We start from the raw sequence: 18,183 nt of genomic DNA, 5'->3' as shown, positions 1-18,183 counted from the left end.
CCCGGTGGATAATAAGACCTGATGATTGTAACGTTTTTTTGCGCTGGAGCACCTGGTCCGGGGCGGTTAAACTGAAAAACAATCCACCCTGATTGAAAATCGACATTATATGGAACTTAAAGCGACAACATTGGGCAAACGCATGGCTCAGCACCCTTATGATCGGGTGCAGCTACTGAACGCCGGGGTAAAAGTTTCCGGCGATCGTCATGAGTATCTTATACCTTTCAATCAGTTATTGTCAGTGCATTGTAAGCGCGGTCTGGTCTGGGGCGAACTGGAGTTTGTGCTACCGGACGGGAAAGTCGTGCGTTTGCACGGTACCGAGTGGAGCGAAACGCAGCGCTTTTATCATCATTTACACACACTCTGGCAGCAGTGGAGCACGGAGATGAGCAATATCGCCGCCGGCGTGCTGAAGCAGCAGCTGGCGACGATCGAGCACACTCGCGCAGAAGGCAAGTGGCTAACCCGTCAGCAGGTGGCGGATGTTCAGGATAATATACGCCATGCGTTGACTGGTTTGCCGATGCCCACCAGTCGGCTTGATGCCTTTGATAACTGCCGGGAGCTGTGGCGGGAGTGTCAGCGCTGGTTAGGCGATATTGAAGCGACGCGTCTGGCCCATAACCAGGCCTTTACCGAGGCGATGCTGGAGCAATATCGCGAATTTTTTGATAGCGTTGAGTCGTCCCCGCTCAATGCGTCACAAGCGCGTGCGGTAGTGAACGGCGAGCGCTCCCTGCTGGTGCTGGCGGGAGCGGGCAGCGGTAAAACCTCGGTACTGGTGGCGCGAGCGGGCTGGCTGCTGGCGCGGGGAGAAGCCGCGGCAGATCAAATTTTGCTGCTGGCATTCGGCCGCCAGGCGGCGCAGGAAATGGATGAGCGGATCCGCGAGCGTCTGGCATCAGATGATATTACCGCGCGTACTTTCCATTCGCTGGCGTTGCATATTATTCAGCAGGGCAGCAAAAAAGTGCCCACTATCAGTAAGCTGGAAAGCGATACTGCGGCCCGCCACGCATTGCTGCTGAAAAGCTGGCAAAAGCAGTGCCAGGAGAAAAAAGCGCAGGCGAAAGGTTGGCGCCTGTGGCTGGAAGAAGAGATGGGCTGGCAACTGCCGGAGGGGGACTTCTGGCAGGACAAAAAGGTGCAGCGGCGGATGGCCAGCCGGCTTGACCGCTGGGTGAGCCTGATGCGCATGCACGGCGGCTCCCAGGCGGAGATGATTGCCGGGGCGCCGGAAGCGGTACGCGACCTGTTCAGTAAACGGGTGAAGCTGATGTCGCCTCTGATGAAAGACTGGAAAGCGGCGCTCAAGGCCGAGAATGCGGTCGATTTTTCCGGCCTGATCCATCAGGCGGTCAATATTCTCGATAAAGGCCGCTTCGTCAGCCCATGGAAACACATTCTGGTGGATGAATTTCAAGATATTTCGCCGCAGCGAGCCTCGCTGTTGGCCGCGTTACGCCGGCAGAATAGCCAAACCACGCTCTTTGCCGTCGGGGATGACTGGCAGGCGATCTATCGGTTCAGCGGGGCGCAGCTTTCTCTGACCACCGCATTCAACCACTACTTTGGCGAAGGGGATTGCTGTGCGCTGGATACCACCTATCGCTTTAACGGGCGTATCGGCGAAATAGCCAATGGCTTTATCCAGCAAAATCCGCATCAGTTAAGCAAACCGCTGAACAGCCTTATGGCAGGTGATAAAAAGGCCGTCACGCTGTTAGCCGACGACAAGCTGGACGATCTTCTGGATAAGCTGAGCGGTTACGTTAAGCCCGAGCAGCGCATCCTGCTGCTTGCCCGTTATCACCATCTGAAGCCTGAGGCGCTCAACAAAGCGGCGACGCGCTGGCCGCACCTGCAGCTTGATTTTATGACGATTCATGCCAGCAAAGGTCAGCAGGCTGACTTTGTCATTGTGTTGGGACTGCAGGAGGGGGAGGATGCGTTTCCGGCCCCGGCGCGCGAGTCGATTATGGAGCAGGCGCTCCTGCCACAGCCGGAAGATTTTCCGGATGCGGAGGAGCGTAGACTGTTGTACGTGGCGCTCACCCGCGCTCGTCACCGGGTATGGCTGTTATTTAACAAGGCGCAACCTTCGCCGTTTGTCGAGATCCTGCAGGCGCTGGATGTGCCCGTGGCCAGGAAGCCGTAATCGCGGCTCGATTATTTCAGGCGCTCGGCAAGATAGCGTGGATAATCCGGGATCAGAATATCGAGCGGTTGACCGAAGTGCGGCGACTGGATAATAAAGTCAGCGGTGGAGACGTTAGTGGCGACCGGAATGTTCCAGACGGTGGCCAGGCGCAGCAACGCTTTGACATCCGGGTCGTGGGGAACGGCGTTCAGCGGATCCCAGAAGAAGATCAGCACGTCGATTTTGCCTTCTGAAATGAGGGCACCCACCTGCTGGTCGCCGCCCATCGGACCGCTCAGCATGGCATTAACCTCCAGGCCGGTAGCCCGGGAGACGAGATTACCGGTAGTGCCGGTAGCATACAAAATATGTTGCGCCAGCAGCGCCTGATGGCGAGCAACCCATTTCATCAGCATATCTTTGCAGTGATCGTGAGCCACCAGCGCGATATGTTTTTGCGCAGGCAGGGTACGTGTTGTCAGTTCCATATTTTCATTCCACATTTTGACCTGCAAACAGATTACTGAATGTGGCTGTCGCTGCAAGCATCGGGGATGAAAATTTTGCTGAATCTGTGGGTTAGGCTGGATGGCCCCCTGCTGCGGATTAGCATACACTTAAGTGAAATAGCAGGAGGAAACCATGAAAGAGAATGATATTGCTGGCATCCTGACCTCGACACGGACGATTGCGCTGGTCGGAGCCAGCGACAAGCCTGACCGTCCGAGCTACCGGGTCATGAAGTATCTGCTGGATCAGGGGTATCACGTTATCCCGGTTTCGCTGAAGGTGGCGGGCAAGACGCTGCTGGGACAACAGGGGTATGCGACGCTCGCCGACGTTCCGGAAAAGGTCGACATGGTTGATGTCTTCCGTAATTCAGAAGCGGCGTGGGGCGTAGCGCAGGAGGCGATAGCCATCGGCGCGAAAACGCTATGGCTGCAGCTGGGGGTGATCAATGAGCAGGCTGCGGTGCTGGCCAGGGAAGCCGGATTGAGCGTAGTGATGGATCGCTGCCCGGCCATTGAGCTACCGCGACTGGGATTAGCAAAATAACAAAAAACCCCGCCTGGCGGGGTTTTGTTTTAGTTGCGAAGGCGCGGAGCCTGCAGCTGCTGACGAATCGTTTTGGCCAGTTCGTCGAGGGACGGCTGTTCCGGGTGTTCGTCGCGGGTTTCGCTGCTCAGCTGCGCTTCTGCCAGATAGGTGTGAATCGGCTGGCCATCATCATCTTCCATCACCACATGGTACCAGGGCGCCGCGCGCAGTTCGTCATTGGCGGCAATTTCATCCTCTTCCGGCTCCGCGAGCGAATACTCGGGATCGACATCGACGATGACGCCCAGGTAGCCCAAGAGCGTATGGCGGACCTGTTGGCCGATACCGAATTTGCTGGCTATCATAGGCACCTCCTGGGAAACATGAATACTCCCTATATGAGGCTCATGTTTCGTTTTTCAAGTTACATGACGCGACAGGCAAACCCCTTCAGATACAGCCCTTCCGGGTAGGTTGCGATCACCGGGTGGTCGGCAGCCTGACGGAACTGTTCTATAAATTGTACATCACGCCCGGCATCAATTGCGGCATCGGCGATGATTTTCTGAAATAAATCGGTGGTCATCAGCCCGGAGCAGGAGAATGTCAGCAGCACGCCGCCGGGGTTCAGCAGCTGGATCGCCAGCATATTGATATCTTTATAGCCGCGGCAGGCGCCCATCAGCTGGCTTTTATTTTCCACGAACTTCGGCGGATCCATCACGATCACGTCGAATTTCTCTCCCTGATCGCGGTATTTACGCAGCAGTTTGAACACGTCGTCGCGCACAAACTCCGCTTTGGACAGATCCAGTCCGTTGATCTCCACGTTCTGGCGGGCAACGTCGAGCGCCTCCTGAGAGGTATCCACGCTGGTGACCTGGCGGCAGCCGCCCATCAGCGCCGACACCGCAAAGCCGCCGGTGTAGGAGAAGCAGTTCAGCACCCGTTTATCCGCGACATAGCGGCGGGTGGCCAGGCGGCTGTCGCGCTGGTCGAGGTAGTAGCCGGTCTTGTGCCCGCCCTGGATATCGACCAACAGCTTCATGCCGTGCTCGGTGATCGGCAGCAGCGCCGGGGGCAGTTCGCCCACCACCGGCCCCTGGGCCAGCTCCAGTCCCTCTTTTTTACGCACGGCGACATCGCTGCGATCGTAAATGGCGCAGTCCGGGAACAGGTTCTGCAGGGCGCTGATGATGGCGGCGCGCTGGTATTCGGCGCCTGCGCTGAGCAGCTGCAGCACGAAAAAGTTGCCAAAGCGGTCGATAGTGACGCCCGGCAGGCCATCGGACTCGCCGGCGATCAGGCGGTAGCTGTCGAGGCCATCGCGCTCGGCCAGCCAGGCACGCCAGGTTTGCGCCTGCTGCAGACGGCGTTCAAAGAAGGCGCTATCGATGGCTTCATTGCGGTCGAAGGTCCACACGCGGGCGCGGATCTGCGACGACGGCGAGTAAGCGCCGCGGGCCAGCCATTTTCCCTGATGGTCAACGATATCGATGGTTTCACCGCTGCGGGCTTTACCTTCCATGCGGGCGACGCCGCCGGAGAATATCCACGGATGGCGACGCAGCAGGGATTTCTCGCGTCCTTTGGCTAACACTAAGCGGGGGAATAGGGAATCTGTCATGGGGCTACCTTTAAGCAACGGGAATGTCGGCACCGAAAAATGGCGCGTAGATTAGCACACCTGGCGCACGCAAGCATCTTTCGCCCGGCAGGCACAGGTGAGCGTTTCGGCACAAAATGCAGGCGCTTCGGCACATTCAGCTGGTGCGGACTCTCATACCCTGTTTTCTCACCCCAACGAGGAGCAGACGATGAAAACAGGTATCCGCATGGCTGTGGCGATGTTAGCGGCTGTGAGCAGCGGCGCGATGGCCGCGCCGTTTAGCGTAAGCAGCAATGATATGCGTGACGGGCAGCCGCTGGCCCAGCAGCACTGGTTTGCCGGTTTCGGCTGTACCGGAGGCAATGTCTCTCCGCAGCTGGCATGGAAAAACGCCCCGGCGGGCACGCGCAGCTTCGCGGTCACCGTCCGGGATCCCGATGCGCCTACCGGCAGCGGCTGGTGGCACTGGACGGTGGTCAATATCGCCAGCAGCGTCTTTTCGCTGCCTGCTGGCGCGGGAGATAAAAACAGCGCTACACTGCCGGGCGGAGCGGTCCAGGGCCGCAACGATTTTGGCTATGCCGGCTTCGGCGGCGCCTGTCCGCCGGCGGGAGATAAACCGCACCGCTATCGCTTTACGGTATGGGCGCTGGATGTCCCCACGCTGCCGGTGGATGCCGGGGCCAGCGGGGCGCTGGTCGGCTATCTGTTACATAGCCATGCTCTCGCCAGCGCACAGTTGACGGCGATGGCCGGGCGTTAAAATAAAAGGTTGGTCTGATGGAGAGTATCCACTTTCAGCATAACGCCTTAACCGCGGCGGAGATCACCACCCGACGGCTATGCAGACTGCATCGCGTGCGGCTGTTCTCCCCGGCGCTCTGTCGGGTGAAACGCGGCAGCAAAGTGATTGTGCAAGGGGAGAGCCGGGTGCTGGCGACTCCGCAACAGCTGATTGTTTTGCCAGCTGACGTGGAACTGGAGGTGATTAACCAGCCGGAGAATGGCCTCTTTTGCTCCGATCTGCTATCGCTGACGCCCGAGCTGCTGACGAGGTTTAAGACTCGTTATCTCAGCGAACCACCGCCAGGGCGCCTGACCTCGCTCTGCGCACCGGTGACGACAGAGCTGGCGTTTATGTGGCAAAGCGTTCTGCAGGCGGTGCGGGAGGGATTGTCCGTCGCGCTGCAGCAGCACCAGACCATGGGACTGCTGCTGGCCCTGTATGAGGCTGGCTATGCGGGCCCGCTGCTCGTCGAGCGGCAGCAGGATCTGTCGGCGCAGGTGCGGCAGCTGATTATGCTGTCGCCGGCGCAGGCATGGAGCGTGTCGCGGGTGGCGAAAATGCTCTTTCTCGGCGAGTCCACGCTGCGCCGTCGGCTGCAGCAGGAATCGCAGAGTTTTCGCCAGATCGTCGAGGAGGTGCGGATGGCCCACGCCCTGGGCCAGCTGCAGACCACCTCGCGGCCAATAGGCGAAATTGCGCAGAACAGCGGATATCAGTCGGGATCGCGCTTTACCGCGCGCTTCCGTCAGCATTATGGTTTACTGCCGAAGCATGTACGCTGAGCGAATTTGCTATCCTCAGCGTATAGCGTGAGCGAAAAGGAGATGATTATGGCCAGTATCTGCACAATGGCATGGGTTTACGGTTCGGTTCAGGGCGTGGGGTTTCGCTATTCCACGCAGCGGGAAGCGCTGCAGCTGGGGGTGACCGGTTATGCCCGTAATCTGGATGACGGCGGGGTGGAAGTGCTTGCCTGCGGCGAGGCGGAGCAGGTGGAAAAACTCATCACCTGGCTGAAAGCCGGGGGGCCGCGCAGCGCGCGGGTTGACCGAGTGTTAACCGAGCCCCATCAACCCACCCGCAGCTGGGACAAATTCGCGATCCTCTATTAGATGCACTTCACCGGCTTCGGCAAGCCGGCGATTTTAGTCGCCTGTTTGGCGGGTCCTTTCGGGAACAGGCGATAGAGATAGCGGCTGTTGCCTTTCTCTTCGCCAAACTTGTTGGCCATCGCCTTGACCAGCATACGGATCGCCGGAGAGGTGTTAAATTCAAGGTAAAACTCGCGCACAAAGCGCACTACTTCCCAGTGTTCAACGGCGAGCGTTATCCCTTCCTGCGCGGCAATGACTTCCGCCATCGCCTCGCTCCACTGGGTGGTATCTTTCAGATAGCCTTCGCTATCCGTTTCAATTTCGTTGCCTTCAAAAATAAACATGATTTTTCACATACCGCCTGAAACTGGCCGCAGTGTAGCAAAAAAAAAGGCCCCGCATAAGCGAGGCCTCTGTTAAGCAGGGGAGCGGTTAGTCCCGGCTGGCGAAGCCCAGGATGCTCAGCAGGCTGACAAAAATGTTGTACAGCGAGACATACAGACTGACCGTCGCGCGGATATAGTTGGTTTCACCGCCGCGGATAATGTTGCTGGTCTCGAACAGGATGGCACCCGAAGAGATCAGGATGAACACCGCGCTAATCGCCAGGTGCAGCGCCGGCAGCTGCAGGAACAGGTTAGCGACCATACCAATCAGGACGACCACCACGCCGGCCATCAGCATCCCGCCAAGGAATGACATGTCTTTACGCGTCGTCAGCACGTAGGCCGAGCAGCAGAAGAAGACCAGCGCCGTGCCGCCCAGCGCCAGGCCGATTAAATCGCCCATGCCGGCAGAAAGATACGCGTTCAGCATCGGCCCAAGGATATAGCCGAGGAACCCGGTGAAGGCGAAGGCGGAAATAATCCCGGTGGGTTTATTCGCCGTTTTGTAGGTCAGGAACATCAGACCGTACATCCCCACGAGGGTCAAAATGAGACCCGGCGAAGGGAGCATCAGCACTGTGCTGGCGGTGGCGGTGATAGCGGAAAACGCCAGCGTCAGGCTGAGCAGGAAGTAGGTGTTACGCAGAACCTTGTGCGTGCTGAGCAGCGAGGAACGGTCACGCGATGATGTAATTATGCGATCCATGAGTCACTCTCTTATGACAGATGTAATTAGGGATAAAGAATAAGAAAAACAAGCGTGAAGCCCTAATGCTTTTACCCATCTTTACTTAGTTTTTACCGCTTTTGCCTGGCATAAAATTCTATATAGATAGGGAAAAGCGATATATTTTCGCTTTTCGCGTCGCTGAGCCGATCGAAATCTTATAGGTCACTGAAAAATATTGCCTTATGGCAGTTCTGCGACTAAGTGTGGAAGAGGGGGATTACCCCGTACGTCAAAGGCAAAGGGAAATGACATTACACAAAAAAAATCACATCACCCGAACACTCCTGGCTGTCAGTATGCTGGCTATGAGCGGCGGGGCGCTGGCGGCGCAGGTGCCGCCGGGCACCCAGCTGGCGGAAAAGCAGGAGCTGGTCAGAAATAACGGCAGTGAACCGGCGTCACTCGATCCGCATAAAGTCGAGAGCGATGTTGAATTTAATATCATTAGCGATCTCTTTGAAGGGCTGGTTAACGTGTCGCCAGCGGGAGCGATCCAGCCGCGACTGGCGGAACGCTGGGAAAACAAAGACAACCTGTTATGGACCTTTCATTTACGCCCCGGTCTGACCTGGTCCGACGGCACGGCCATTACAGCGCAGGATATCGTCTGGAGCTGGCAACGGCTGGTCTCGCCGGCAACAGCCTCCCCCTACGCGAGCTACCCTGGCAATATGCATATCGCCAACGCCCGCGAGATTGCCCTCGGGCAAAAGGGACCCGAGACGTTGGGGGTGAAAGCGCTGAACGACACCACGCTGCAGGTCACTCTGACCCAGCCGAATGCCGCCTTCCTGGCGATGCTGGCGCACCCTTCGCTGGTACCGATCGACAAAGTGCTGGTGGAGCGGTATGCCGATAAATGGACCCGACCAGAGCATATCGTCACCAGCGGCCCGTATAAGCTGTCCCAATGGGTGGTGAATGAGCGGCTGGTGGCTGAACGTAATGCAAAGTACTGGGATAATGCGCATACCGTTATTAATAAAGTGACTTACCTGCCAATCTCTTCGGAGGCCGCCGATGTCAACCGCTACAAAGCAGGGGAGATTGATATTGTCTATACGGTGCCGATCAATCAGTTTGCGCAGTTGCAGAAAACCATGGGCGACCAGCTGGACGTTTCGCCGCAGTTGGCGACCTATTACTACGAATTCAATACTACCCGGCCGCCGTTTAACGACGCCCGTGTGCGTCGCGCGCTGAATATGGCGCTTGATAAAGATATCATTGCCGGAAAAGTGCTTGGCCAGGGCCAGGGCCAGCGCCCGGCCTGGCTGATCGGTCAGCCGGATATCGGCGGCGTGACGCTGCATAACCCGGACTACGCCAGCTGGCCGCGTGAGAAACGGATTGCCGAGGCGAAAAAACTGCTGGCGCAGGCGGGGTATGATGAAAGCCATCCGCTGGTCTTTACCCTGCTCTATAACACCTCTGAGTCGCACCAGCGTATCGCCATTGCCGCCAGCTCTATGTGGAAGAAAAACCTCGGCGTCGAGGCGAAGCTACAGAACCAGGAGTGGAAGACGATGCTGGATACCATGCATACGCATAACTTCGACGCCGTCCGCTACGCGTGGATTGCCGACTACGACGATGCCGCCACCTTCCTCAATACTTTCCGTACCGGGGATAGCGAGAACACCAGTCAGTACAGCAACCCGGCTTACGACGCGGCGCTGCGCAACGCGGCGAAAGCCTCCGACGTGGCGACCCGGGGCAAATACTATCAGCAGGCGGAAGATCTGCTGGCGCAGGATGTTCCCGCCATTCCGGTCTATCACTATGTACGTACCCATCTGGTGAAACCTTGGGTAGGGGGCTTCACGCCGGATAAGCTGGGGTATTACTACACCAAAGACATGTACATTAAAAAACACCCATCCGCCAGCGGCGATGGGCGTTGATTTTCTGTGCAAACTGCCTGAAATTCAGACGAATAACACAAAATTGTTTGTTTTTAAGGCAGTTGATCAAAATGATGCTTTACAGCATCCGCCGAGGTGTTTATAGTGCGCCTCACACCGGAAGTGTGGCCGAGCGGTTGAAGGCACCGGTCTTGAAAACCGGCGACCCGAAAGGGTTCCAGAGTTCGAATCTCTGCGCTTCCGCCATATAAAAGAAGGGGTTACCGAAAGGTAACCCCTTCTTGCTTTGTCCGGTCGGTCGTGCATGACCCGGACAGCGACCGACGACGTTTTCATTCCCACAGCGCTGACGGATACATAGCCCGTCGCATGGCAGGACTTTTCACAACGCCCGCTTATTCTTCGATAATCCGCGCCTTCGGTTTGCTCAGCAGGAGCATGACCAGCGCGACGTAGGGCATCGGCTTCCAGAAATAGTAGCCCTGCAGCAGATGAATATTCTGGCGATTAAGATAATCCCGTTGGGCCTCGGTTTCGACGCCCTCGGCAATGATGCGCAGTGACAGCGTCCGCGCCATCTCTATCACGCAGTCCAGCAGCTTGCTTGTCGGCGCCTCCCCGGTTATCCGGCCGACAAAACTCTGATCGATTTTGATATAGTCGAAAACCAGCCGTGGAGACAGGAAAGCCCGGAATAGCCGGTGCCAAAGTCGTCCAGCGCGATGGAAAATCCGCGGGAGTGTAACGTATTGAGCTTGTCCACAACCGCCCCGTTGAGCAACAGCGGCTCCTGCTCCGTGATCTCCAGCATCAGCTTCACCGCTTTACCCTCAAAGCCGCGCTGATAGTGCAGGCAGTCATCGATAAACGTCGGCGCGTTAATATGTGACACGCTGATATTCAGGCCAATATGAAACCCATCCGGTAGTTTACTAAAGAGTGGTCTCATCTGCGCGTTGACCTGCGCCATCAGGCTGCGGGTTAGGGGAATAATTAAGCCGGTACGTTCGGCCAGCGGAATAAATTCCGCGGGCGAGCGCGCTGGCGTCGTGCTGTTTTGCCAGCGGGCGAGGTAAATACCTCCTGGTGTGGGTCCGCAGCCAGCGGCTTAACATCGCCATATCTGGCAATCATTTGGTTCTGCACCCAGAGTGCCAGCCCGTTGTCATCGGTATCGCTATATAGCGCATCGCGCAGATAGATGTCGCTGATCGTGACAATCACCCTGATCGGCGCTAAGCGCGTCTGATAGATCAGCACCGGCCGCTTATTGACCATCATTCTGGCCGGGAGCAGTAACAGAGGGTCATCAGGCAAAGACTCAGGGCTAAGTGTCAGGACCCGGTCGCCAGTTAATGACGAACACGCCAGCAAGAAATACTATCAGCGCCAGGGAAAAGGCAATCACTCGCAGCCGGTGGATGAAGAGACGGCGTTGTTTCTTGGCGATCGCACCGTCAGCCAGGCCGCGTGGCAGCCCGGCGCGATGGTGCGACTGACGGTCAGCGGCAAGGCGCGGGTATTTAGCGGCTAATCCCTGAGCAGGCGGCGCCGGCTATCGCCGGTGCCGCACAGAAAGCTAATCAGGCGGAGGATGAAGCCGATAGTATCCGCGCCACTGACCTCGTCGCCATGGAGTGGTAGTACGTTGGAACAATTCCGCGGGGTCAGTCCATCTCACCGCCGCTTTGCCGGTGTGCGCTTTACAAATCCAGCACTAACCGGCCGCCTTTGGCGCGCGAGCAGCAGATCAGCATACTCTGCTGGCTGGCTTTCTCTTCCTCGCTGTAATACTGATCGCGGTGGTCGGCTTCCCCCTCCAGAATCATCGTTTCGCAGGTGCCGCACACCCCTTCTCGACACAGGCATTCGACCTTCGCCGCTTTGTTATTCTCGATCACCTGCAAAATGGTCATATCCTGCGGCATGGTAAATTCGCGTCCGGAACGCGCCAGCACCAGGGTAAATGCCTCTCCGCTTTTATCCTCAAGGATAAACTGCTCAAAGTGCAGCTGGCTGGCGGGCACCTGATGGCGTTCGGCGGCGGCTTTCACCGCCTCGTTAAGCGCCGCTGGGCCGCAGGTATACACGTGGGTTCCTGGCTCGAGGTCGGCGAACAGGCGCGGTAGGTCGAGACGGCTGCCGAGCGCTGATACATGAACATTGACCCGATCGCGCCATGGCGCAGCGCGAAGCGTATCGACGAAAGCATTACTGTCGGCGTCGTGAAAACAGTAATGCAGCTGCCAGTCGGCCTGCCGCTGTTCCAGTTCCGGAATATGCGATAAGAATGGCGTAATGCCGATGCCGCCGGCGATCAGCAGATGTTTTCGCGCCTGTGGTTCGATGGCGAACAGATTGTTGGGCGTGGACACCGTCAGGGTATCGCCCGGGCGCACCCGCTGGTGCATAAAACGCGAGCCGCCTTTGGAAGGCGACTCAAGACGCACCGCAATCTGCCAGCTGGTGGTATCCAGCGGCGAGCTCATTAGCGAATAGGCGTTACTGTAGCGCTGCTCGCCATCCTGCATCTGGACGATAATATGGCTGCCGCCGCTGAATGCCGGCAGCGGGGCGCCGGTCGGCGACACCAGCGTAAAACGCTTCACAAGAGGGGTGATCTGTTCAACATCGCGAACGACCGCCTCAAACATTTGATAATCAGACATCGCTGAACTCCATCAAAAAATCCCGGCGTGGCTAGCGCCATCGCCGGGAGAGCACATTTACAACCCCTGGCAGAGATACTTCATCTCCAGGTAATCTTCGATTCCGTGTTCCGACCCTTCGCGGCCAAGACCGGACTGCTTTACCCCGCCAAACGGTGCGACTTCGTTGGAAATTAGCCCGGTATTGATACCGACCATGCCGTATTCCAGCTGCTCGGAGACGCGCCAGATACGGGCGGCATCGTTACTGTAAAAATAGGAGGCGAGGCCGTAGATGGTGTTATTCGCCTGCTCGATGACCTGCTGCTCATCGTCAAATTTCACCAAAGCGGCCACCGGGCCGAAGATCTCTTCCTGCAGCAGCAGTGACCCCGGCTGTACGTCGCCGATCACCGTAGGGGTGAAGAAATTACCGCCCAGCGGATGCGCTTTACCGCCAGTTAACAGCGTGGCGCCGCGGCTCAGGGCGTCGTCGAGCAGGGACTGCACTTTGCGCCCGGCGTCGGCGTTGATCAGCGGGCCAATCTGTACATCGGACTCGCTGCCATCGCCCACTTTCAGGGCGGCGACGCGAGCGACGAATTTATCGCAGAATTGGTCGTAGATGGCGCGATGAATATAGAAGCGGTTGACGCAGACGCAGGTTTGCCCGGCGTTGCGGAACTTGGCGATCAGCGCGCCCTCGACCGCTTTATCGATATCGGCGTCGTCAAAGACGATAAACGGCGCGTTACCGCCGAGCTCTAAAGAGAGCTTTTTGATGGATTCCGCGCACTGGCGCATCAGCACGCGGCCAACTTCGGTCGAACCGGTAAAGGAGAGCTTACGCACCCGCTCATCGCCGGTGAACACCGCGCCAATCTCTCGCGACTGGCCGGTAACGACGTTAATGACGCCCTGCGGGATCCCGGCCTGATTCGCCAGCTCAGCCATCGCCAGCGCGGTAAACGGCGTTTCGTTAGCCGGCTTAATCACCATCGTACAACCCGCGGCCAGCGCCGGGCCGGCCTTCCGGGTGATCATCGCCGCCGGGAAGTTCCACGGGGTGATCGCCGCGCAGACGCCTACCCCCTGGCGGATCACCATCAGGCGTTTATCGGCGCCGGGGGAGGGGATTATCTCGCCGTTGGCGCGTTTCCCTTGTTCGGCAAACCACTCGATAAACGAGGCGGCATAGGCGATTTCGCCTTCCGCTTCCGCCAGCGGCTTGCCCTGCTCGGCGGTCATTATCTGCGCCAGCGCGGTTTTGTTTTCGAGGATCAGGCGGTGCCAGTTTTTCAATAGCGCGGCGCGCTGAGCGGCGGTGAACGCGCGCCAGTTCGGCAGCGCGGCCGCGGCGGCATCCACTGCCTGTTGCGCTTCCGCACGCCCCATATTGGGGATCTGGCCGAGCGTCGCGCCGGTGGAAGGATTGCTGACGGCAAGCGTCGTGCCGTCGGCGGCGTCGCGCCAGCTTCCGGCAATCAGCGCCTGCTGGCGAAACAGATCTGAGTGAAACACAGACATAGCAAGCTCCTTCAACGATTACGGCTGGAACACCTGGGCGACCAGATTGTGGAAATGCGCGATCCCGTGCTCGGAGATACCGCTGCCGCTGTTATCCGCCATAATGCGCCCCTGGCCGCGATAGCCGCGGGACTTCAGCCCCTTCTGCACGCTTTCCACCAGGCGTAAATCTTCCGGGCGGAACACGTCGCGATACCACTCAATCAGCGCTTTCTGATCGTCAGTCAGCTCTTCGTTGGTGAAATAGATGTCGTAATTCTGCAGAGTGGTCTCTTCATCCACCGGGAATTCATAGATAACGGTCATCATGCCCTTGATCGGCGTGACGTTGAACATGGTGCACGGCCACAGCCAGAAACCGTGAAACGCGGCGTCGGTACCCTCTTCGAATTTAAACGACTGCTCGGACGGTTTGGCGAAGCCATACTGCAGCGTCCATTTGCCGTGCATGGTGTGCCAGTAGCGGTCAACCTGGACGGAATCCGAGAAGCCCGGGTGCGCCGGACCGCAGTGGTAACATTCCAGATAGTTATCGACGATATTTTTCCAGTTCGCCGGGGTGAGGGTGGTAAAGCGCGCCGCCAGTTTCAGATCATGCACGTCCGGACAGGCTTCCAGCACTTTGTCCTGCAGCCCCGGTAGCTGCGTTTCCACACTCTCCGCTTCCGGATTCATATTGATAAACACAAAGCCGGCATACTCTTCCAGGCGAACCGGCACTAGCGTTGCCTTTTCGCTATCGAAATTCGCCACGTTTTCGCAGTTGCGGGCGTGGGCGAGATTGCCGTCCAGCTTGAAGGCCCAGGCGTGATAGGGGCAGGTAATCACGTTTTTGGCTTTGCCCTCGCCGCTCAGTAGCTGGTGGCCGCGGTGTGGGCAGACGTTATAGAAGGCGCGCAGAATGTTGTCGCGGCCGCGGACGATAACGATATTTTCGCCGATGATCTCCCGGGTAATGTAATCGTTCGGCCGGGCGACCTCGCTGCCGTGGGCGACGCAAATCCAGCTATTGGCGAAGATGCGCTCTTTCTCGTGCTCAAACGCCTGGCTGTCGGTATAAAAACGGGCCGGAATGGTCCAGGCATCCTGCGGATTAGCGCAAAAGTTAATCGGCAGGGTGAAGTCAGGGCTCAAATTGCTCATGTAGGGTCTCCTTGTGATTATTGTCAGTAAGAGGTTTTACAGCGACTGGCCGTCGCCTTTGAGTACCGCGCCAACCGGCAGCGTCTCGGCTTTAATAATGGGCTCGGGGGTATGGGTTTCTATCTGATGGACCGGAACGTGGGCGTAGTCCTGTTTTAACCAGCGCACGAAGCCGCCGGTTTTAATCAGTAAAATGGCCAGGAACGGTAGGGCGGTCAGCACCACGGTGGTTTTCATGGTCTCAAGCGAAGCGCCGGTAAACAGAATCGACAGCGGGATGAGGGTGATCACCACGCACCAGAACAGGCGCATGCCGCGATCCGGATCCTCGCCTTCGCGCAGGTTGCGGGTACTGGTCGCCGCCATGGTGTAGGCCACCGCATCCATGTGCGAGGCGAGGAATACAATCATCACGAACAGATAGGCGGCGAGGAACAGCTTACCTGCCGGCAGCGACATCAGGACCTGCTGGACGGCGGTTTCGCCGCCGAGAGTCTGCATCACCTGTGGTACGTTAATCACGCCGTTAACGAACTGGTGCATGGCGTAGCTTTCCATCACCCCGAAGAAAAACCAGCAGCCGGCGGTGCTACCGAGGAGCAGTCCCCAGATCACCTCTTTGATTTTGCGCCCGCGGGAGACGCGGGTGACGAACATCGCCACGCCTGGGGTATAGGAGATCCACCACAGCCAGTAGAAGACGGTCCAGTTGCGGGTAAAGGCGCCGTCGCCGAGGGGATCGGTAAACAGGCTCATCTGCAGGAAGTTCTGAGTCGTCAGGCCGACGGCGTTAATGATGTTATTGGTGATGAATTCGGTCGGGCCAACCAGTAATACCACCAACGGCAGCAGAAACGCCCCCCAGCCGACCATTTTGCTCAGGCGCTGCAGGCCGTTGTTGATGCCAATCCACGAACTCATGCAGAAAATACCGCCGGAGAGCAGGATCACAAACGCCTGGACGGTGAAGTTATCCGGCAGTCCGGTCAGCGCTGACAGGCCGCGGGTGAAGGTGGCGGCTGTGACTACCAGCGAAATGGTTAACGCGCCGACGGTGGCGATCAGGAACATCAGATCAACCAGACGGCCCCAGAAACCCTGTGGATTGACGCCGGTGATTGCCGAAATGATCCCGGAGAGGCTGAGGCCTTTATTTTTCCGCACGTGGAAGTGATAGGCCATGATCAGCGAAGCGAGAGTGTAGGTCGCCCAGGCGCTAACCCCCCAGTGGAAGAAAGAATAAGGGATGCTGTATTCCAGCGCTTTCGGCGATTGCGGAGCAATGTTCAGGCCCGGGGTCTGGTAGTAATAAGCCCATTCGGCAACGCCCCAGTACAGCGTGGAGGAGCCGAGACCGGCGCAGATAAACATAAACAGCCATGAGAGGGTACTGTATTCGACTTTACCTTCGCCGAGACGGATATTGCCGTATTTGCTGGTGGCCAGATACAACACCAGTCCCAGCGCCAGTAGCACCAGTACCTGTACCGTGGAACCCAGCAGGCGGGTCACGCCGTTAAAAATCGAATCAGCCGCCTGCGCGGTTTGCTGGGGGAAGAGACTTAATGTAGCGGCGATGAAAACAATGGCCGCCAGGCTGATGGCAATCAGCGGCACATCTTTTTTCTTTACGTTGCTCAACATGAGTGATCTCCTGGGCATGATTGCCCGTCGGTGGCTTTAGCCTGTCGTTGTTATCACGCTGTAGGGTCAGGGTTCGTAGCAAAATGCTATTAACAATTGGATTATTTCTTCGTTACATGAATTAAACAATTGGCCGTTTCGTGAAGCAATAAAACACGAAACGGAAATAATAAAAGGTGAATTGGCGCAGGTTCTGTCCTTTCAGGAATTAATAAAGTTTACCGCTGTGATGCGGTTCACTTGTCAATCGTGGGGGATTCTGCATAGCGAAAAGAGAGGGGAGTTGGCGGACCAGGCGCGCGGGTTTTCCCGGGTAGCGGCTGCGCCTTACCCGGGCTACTTGCTGTGCCGTTTTTTTTGCCGGGTGGCGGCTGTGCCTTACCCGGCCTACACACTACATTATCGCGCGATTGTAGCCCCGGTAAGCGCAGCGCCACCGGGGAGCGGCGGGGTAATTACGCCAAAATGGCCTTACAGATAGCCTCGCCAACCTGCTGCGTTGAGGCACTGCCTTTCATGTCCGGAGTTTTCGGTCCGCAGGCGATCGTCTGCTCAATCGCCGCCAGAATGCCATCGTGAGCGGCGTGGTAGCGCTCATCGCCGTTGCCGAGGAAATCGAGCATCATCGCCCCGGCCCAAACGGTGGCGATCGGGTTGGCGATATTTTTACCGTAAATATCCGGCGCCGACCCGTGAACCGGTTCGAACAGCGACGGGAAATTGCGCTCCGGATTGAGATTGGCCGATGGCGCAATACCGATAGTGCCGGTACAGGCCGGGCCGAGATCGGAGAGAATATCGCCGAACAGGTTAGAACCCACTACCACGTCGAAACGCTCCGGCTGCAGCACGAAGCGGGCGCACAGGATATCGATATGCTGCTTGTCCCAGCGAATATCCGGATAGTTTTTGGCCATCTCTTCCACCCGCTCATCCCAGTAGGGCATGCTGATGGCCAGACCATTGGATTTGGTTGCGGAGGTCAGCGTTTTGCGTGGGCGGCTTTGCGCCAGTTCGAAGGCGTAGCGCAGGATCCGGTCCACGCCGCGGCGGGTAAAGACCGACTCCTGAATTACCACTTCATGCTCGGTGCCTTCATTGGCGCGGCCGCCGAGGGCGGAATATTCGCCTTCGGTATTTTCGCGCACCACGTAAAAATCAATATCGCCGGCCTTTTTACCCGCCAGCGGGCAGGGGACGCCGGGGAACAGGCGCACCGGGCGCAGGTTGACGTATTGATCGAACTCGCGGCGGAACTTCAGCAGCGACCCCCACAGCGAAATGTGGTCGGGAACGGTATCCGGCCAGCCGACGGCGCCGAAGTAGATAGCATCGAAGCCCTGCAACTGCTCGCGCCAGTCGTCCGGCATCATCTTGCCGTGATGGGCATAATATTCGCAGCTTGCCCACTCCATCTGCTCGAATCTCAGCGACAGATCCCAACGCTGTGCGGCGGCTTGCAGCACGCGAATCCCTTCAGGCAGCACTTCTTTGCCAATTCCGTCACCCGGGATGGCGGCAATACGACAGGTTTTTTTCATTCCGGTTCTCACTTTTTAACGATGA

At 57.7% G+C, this 18,183-nt stretch carries 18 protein-coding genes, 1 tRNA gene and 1 pseudogene; 8 read left to right on the top strand and 12 right to left on the bottom strand.

Annotation, left to right across the window (positions count from 1 at the left end; translation table 11 throughout):
• Nucleotides 1-109 precede the first annotated feature (109 nt).
• Nucleotides 110-2,164, top strand: a complete 2,055-nt coding sequence (gene helD / locus OHJ17_RS16450; RefSeq protein ID WP_009485779.1) for a DNA helicase IV — start codon at nucleotides 110-112, stop codon at nucleotides 2,162-2,164.
• Between the two features lie 11 nt (nucleotides 2,165-2,175).
• Here the strand turns inward: helD and mgsA are convergent, their stop codons facing one another.
• Nucleotides 2,176-2,634 carry a methylglyoxal synthase gene (gene mgsA, locus OHJ17_RS16445; protein WP_002898432.1) on the bottom strand — a complete coding sequence of 153 codons (459 nt, stop codon included), beginning with the start codon at nucleotides 2,632-2,634 and terminating at the stop codon, nucleotides 2,176-2,178.
• 154 nt (nucleotides 2,635-2,788) lie between these two features.
• On the opposite strand from mgsA, the gene OHJ17_RS16440 reads away from it, so the two are divergent.
• Nucleotides 2,789-3,202, top strand: coding sequence for a CoA-binding protein (locus tag OHJ17_RS16440; protein ID WP_032432864.1), 414 nt, complete (start codon nucleotides 2,789-2,791; stop codon nucleotides 3,200-3,202).
• 29 nt (nucleotides 3,203-3,231) lie between these two features.
• Here OHJ17_RS16440 and hspQ read toward each other — a convergent pair whose 3' ends face one another.
• Both hspQ and rlmI read right to left on the bottom strand, forming a co-directional pair.
• The gene (hspQ, locus tag OHJ17_RS16435) at nucleotides 3,232-3,549 is read right to left on the bottom strand and encodes a heat shock protein HspQ (protein WP_002898441.1); all 318 of its coding nucleotides are present in this window, start codon (nucleotides 3,547-3,549) and stop codon (nucleotides 3,232-3,234) included.
• Nucleotides 3,550-3,608: 59 nt separating this feature from the next.
• Nucleotides 3,609-4,811 carry a 23S rRNA (cytosine(1962)-C(5))-methyltransferase RlmI gene (rlmI, locus tag OHJ17_RS16430; RefSeq protein WP_004141630.1) on the bottom strand — a complete coding sequence of 401 codons (1,203 nt, stop codon included), beginning with the start codon at nucleotides 4,809-4,811 and terminating at the stop codon, nucleotides 3,609-3,611.
• Between the two features lie 190 nt (nucleotides 4,812-5,001).
• On the opposite strand from rlmI, the gene OHJ17_RS16425 reads away from it, so the two are divergent.
• The 3 genes from OHJ17_RS16425 to yccX are packed head-to-tail and all read left to right on the top strand — an operon-like array spanning nucleotide 5,002 to nucleotide 6,692.
• Complete coding sequence (locus tag OHJ17_RS16425; protein WP_004141627.1) at nucleotides 5,002-5,556, top strand: YbhB/YbcL family Raf kinase inhibitor-like protein; 555 nt, start codon at nucleotides 5,002-5,004, stop codon at nucleotides 5,554-5,556.
• Between the two features lie 17 nt (nucleotides 5,557-5,573).
• Nucleotides 5,574-6,362, top strand: a complete 789-nt coding sequence (locus OHJ17_RS16420; RefSeq protein WP_002898450.1) for an AraC family transcriptional regulator — start codon at nucleotides 5,574-5,576, stop codon at nucleotides 6,360-6,362.
• A gap of 48 nt (nucleotides 6,363-6,410) precedes the next feature.
• Nucleotides 6,411-6,692 carry an acylphosphatase gene (gene yccX / locus OHJ17_RS16415; RefSeq protein WP_004176632.1) on the top strand — a complete coding sequence of 94 codons (282 nt, stop codon included), beginning with the start codon at nucleotides 6,411-6,413 and terminating at the stop codon, nucleotides 6,690-6,692.
• Here the strand turns inward: yccX and tusE are convergent.
• A complete protein-coding gene (gene tusE / locus OHJ17_RS16410; RefSeq protein WP_002898457.1) occupies nucleotides 6,689-7,018 on the bottom strand; it encodes a sulfurtransferase TusE in 330 nt (109 codons plus the stop codon). The genes yccX and tusE overlap by 4 nt on opposite strands.
• 88 nt (nucleotides 7,019-7,106) lie before the next feature.
• Nucleotides 7,107-7,766, bottom strand: a complete 660-nt coding sequence (gene yccA / locus OHJ17_RS16405) for an FtsH protease modulator YccA (RefSeq protein ID WP_002898458.1) — start codon at nucleotides 7,764-7,766, stop codon at nucleotides 7,107-7,109.
• 269 nt (nucleotides 7,767-8,035) lie between these two features.
• Between yccA and OHJ17_RS16400 the strand changes: the two genes are divergently transcribed.
• Together OHJ17_RS16400 and OHJ17_RS16395 are read left to right on the top strand one after the other, a co-directional pair.
• Complete coding sequence (locus OHJ17_RS16400; protein ID WP_114505219.1) at nucleotides 8,036-9,694, top strand: ABC transporter substrate-binding protein; 1,659 nt, start codon at nucleotides 8,036-8,038, stop codon at nucleotides 9,692-9,694.
• Between the two features lie 119 nt (nucleotides 9,695-9,813).
• A tRNA-Ser gene (locus OHJ17_RS16395) sits at nucleotides 9,814-9,901 on the top strand.
• A gap of 149 nt (nucleotides 9,902-10,050) precedes the next feature.
• Here OHJ17_RS16395 and OHJ17_RS16390 read toward each other — a convergent pair.
• Together OHJ17_RS16390 and OHJ17_RS16385 are read right to left on the bottom strand one after the other, a co-directional pair.
• Nucleotides 10,051-10,670: pseudogene (locus tag OHJ17_RS16390) on the bottom strand (EAL domain-containing protein).
• Nucleotides 10,649-10,972 carry a hypothetical protein gene (locus OHJ17_RS16385; protein WP_370919390.1) on the bottom strand — a complete coding sequence of 108 codons (324 nt, stop codon included), beginning with the start codon at nucleotides 10,970-10,972 and terminating at the stop codon, nucleotides 10,649-10,651. The pseudogene OHJ17_RS16390 and the gene OHJ17_RS16385 overlap by 22 nt, the downstream one beginning before the upstream one ends.
• On the opposite strand from OHJ17_RS16385, the gene OHJ17_RS16380 reads away from it, so the two are divergent.
• Complete coding sequence (locus OHJ17_RS16380; RefSeq protein WP_032421162.1) at nucleotides 10,926-11,189, top strand: hypothetical protein; 264 nt, start codon at nucleotides 10,926-10,928, stop codon at nucleotides 11,187-11,189. The genes OHJ17_RS16385 and OHJ17_RS16380 overlap by 47 nt on opposite strands.
• A gap of 169 nt (nucleotides 11,190-11,358) precedes the next feature.
• Here the strand turns inward: OHJ17_RS16380 and OHJ17_RS16375 are convergent, their stop codons facing one another.
• The 5 genes from OHJ17_RS16375 to OHJ17_RS16355 form a co-directional block, all read right to left on the bottom strand.
• The gene (locus OHJ17_RS16375) at nucleotides 11,359-12,324 is read right to left on the bottom strand and encodes a PDR/VanB family oxidoreductase (RefSeq protein WP_032432866.1); all 966 of its coding nucleotides are present in this window, start codon (nucleotides 12,322-12,324) and stop codon (nucleotides 11,359-11,361) included.
• Between the two features lie 57 nt (nucleotides 12,325-12,381).
• Nucleotides 12,382-13,830 carry an NAD-dependent succinate-semialdehyde dehydrogenase gene (locus OHJ17_RS16370; RefSeq protein WP_004150833.1) on the bottom strand — a complete coding sequence of 483 codons (1,449 nt, stop codon included), beginning with the start codon at nucleotides 13,828-13,830 and terminating at the stop codon, nucleotides 12,382-12,384.
• A gap of 18 nt (nucleotides 13,831-13,848) precedes the next feature.
• A complete protein-coding gene (gene yeaW / locus OHJ17_RS16365) occupies nucleotides 13,849-14,973 on the bottom strand; it encodes a carnitine monooxygenase, oxygenase subunit YeaW (protein WP_002898571.1) in 1,125 nt (374 codons plus the stop codon).
• Nucleotides 14,974-15,009: 36 nt separating this feature from the next.
• Nucleotides 15,010-16,617, bottom strand: a complete 1,608-nt coding sequence (locus OHJ17_RS16360) for a BCCT family transporter (RefSeq protein WP_032432868.1) — start codon at nucleotides 16,615-16,617, stop codon at nucleotides 15,010-15,012.
• A 455-nt stretch (nucleotides 16,618-17,072) separates the two neighbouring features.
• Nucleotides 17,073-18,158 carry a tartrate dehydrogenase gene (locus OHJ17_RS16355; protein WP_032432869.1) on the bottom strand — a complete coding sequence of 362 codons (1,086 nt, stop codon included), beginning with the start codon at nucleotides 18,156-18,158 and terminating at the stop codon, nucleotides 17,073-17,075.
• Nucleotides 18,159-18,183: the final 25 nt, after the last annotated feature.

The organism is Klebsiella sp. KP20-425-1 (assembly GCF_025813515.1).
Taxonomy (GTDB): domain Bacteria; phylum Pseudomonadota; class Gammaproteobacteria; order Enterobacterales; family Enterobacteriaceae; genus Klebsiella; species Klebsiella pneumoniae.
Note: the sequence above shows the minus strand (reverse complement) of the source record. Positions and strands in the feature narration are given on the sequence as shown.